Annotated in this window: 1 protein-coding gene; it reads right to left on the reverse strand. The window is 67.3% G+C overall.

What is annotated here, in order from left to right; genetic code table 11:
* Window positions 1-25 precede the first annotated feature (25 nt).
* The gene (locus tag ACZ4W9_RS40250) at window positions 26-1,255 is read right to left on the reverse strand and encodes an IS110 family RNA-guided transposase (RefSeq protein WP_467944213.1); all 1,230 of its coding nucleotides are present in this window, start codon (window positions 1,253-1,255) and stop codon (window positions 26-28) included.
* Window positions 1,256-1,828 lie beyond the last annotated feature (573 nt).

Below are 1,828 nucleotides of genomic sequence, written 5' to 3' on the forward strand. Positions count from 1 at the left end.
ATAGACACCTCAGGCGCTCAACACGTCAAGCTGCGGGGGCGAGTTCGACGGGGAAGGCGGTGTGCTCGTCGAAGAGCTTGCGGTGCTGAAGGCAGTGGTAGAGCTGGCCGAGCATGCGGTTGAAGAGGTTCCTCTGGGCAGCTGCGTGCCAGTCTCCGTGGCTTTCGCGGCGCCTGCGATAGTGGGTCTTGGCGCCTGGTGAGGCGGTGATCGCGGAGAAGGCCCAGAGGTAGCCGGCGTGGTTGAGGCGGTCGTTTTTCACCCACCGGCGGGTGATGCTCGACTTCTTGCCCGAGGCCCTGGTGATGGGGGAAGCCCCGGCGTATGCCTTCAGGCCCCGGGCATCGGCGAAGCGGTTTCGGTCGTCCCCGATCTCCGCGAGCACCCGGGCACCGAGCTGGATGCCGAGGCCGGGGAAGCTGAGGATGATCTCAGCGTCCGGATGCTGAGGGAAAGCTTCCTCCACCGCCTCGGCCAGATTGTCGGCCGCCGTGCAGGCGGCCTGGAGCTGGACCAGGAGCGCGAGCATCTGCTGGCCGAGCGCGTCCTCGACCAGCGGGGGCTGGTGGGCCCAGTTGGCGCGGAAGACTTCACGGAGCCGTTCGGCCTCGGCTTCGACGCCGCGTTTGCGACCGGCGCGCTTGAGTGCGGCCTGCAGCTGCGTGCGTGTCAGCCTCGCAGCCCGCGTCGGTGTCGGTGCCGCCTTGAGGAGTTCGTGCGCCTCCCGGCGGCACAGACCGTTCTTCCACGACTCGAAGGCGGCCAGGGCGGACGGATAGTACTCGCGCAACAGAGAGCGGAGCTGGTTGGAGATCTGCTGCCGGTTCCATGTGGCGTCCTGCTGAGCTCTGGCGAGCACGGCGAGTGCGCGGGCGAGGTCGCTGTCCTGCGGCAGTGACCGGTGGGCGTGCATGTCGGTGCGCAGGATGTTGGCCAGGACCAGGGCGTCTCCGGGGTCGGACTTCTTGCGGGAGACGCTGTGCCGGTCACGGTAGCGGGCGGCGGCCATCGGGTTGATCGCGAAGACCTGCCGCTTTCCCGTCCGTAGCACTCCGACGAGCAGGCCGCGGGAGGTCTCGATCGCGATCGGGACCGGGTTCTCCTCGGTGTCGCCGTATTCGGCGAGCAGATCCAACAGGATCTTGTAGCCGGCCGCGTCGTCGGTGATATGCCGCTTGGCCAGTAACTGGCCGCTGTCGTCGACCAGGGCGACGTCGTGCGTGCGTTCCGCCCAGTCGATGCCGCAGTAGATCAAATCTTCCCCTCCGTCGTACTGTTCTTGCTGGTCACGAGCTCATGCGGGCCACGCAGCGCCCTAATCCCAGGACTCAGCCCTTCCGGCCGGTCCGCCACCTCAGTAGCCGTTCGTGGCACCAGCTCGTCCCACGGGCCTCGGTCTCTGCGGGAGCTCAAACGGCTCGGGCTTGACAAGAGGTCACCGTGGAGCGGGCTCGCACCACCAACACCAACGAGTGATCAATCGGAGGGTGTTGACGCCCGGCGGCGCTGGACGGCGCCGATCTTTCGGTAGGCCTCGCGTGCCGGGAGGGACGTCAAACGTCCGTCCAGCACCAGCGGGCGCCAACACCGGCCGGACGGTGACGGGTGCATGGGCGCCGGGGCCGCCGATCTATCCTTGGGCATCGAGGCCGGGGAACCAATAGGCGTCCGACCGACGCCCACGCAACTGCCACCATGAGTACGAGGACCGCGCGCCGCTCTATGCGGAGGTCTCAGCAGACCCGGTTCGCCGCAGGCATCGCAGCCCTCTACTCGAGCGTCCCCACAAGCTTTTGCTCCATTGGGACGCCCTTATCTACGGATTAGG

It is taken from the genome of Streptomyces sp. NPDC029296 (assembly GCF_055569255.1).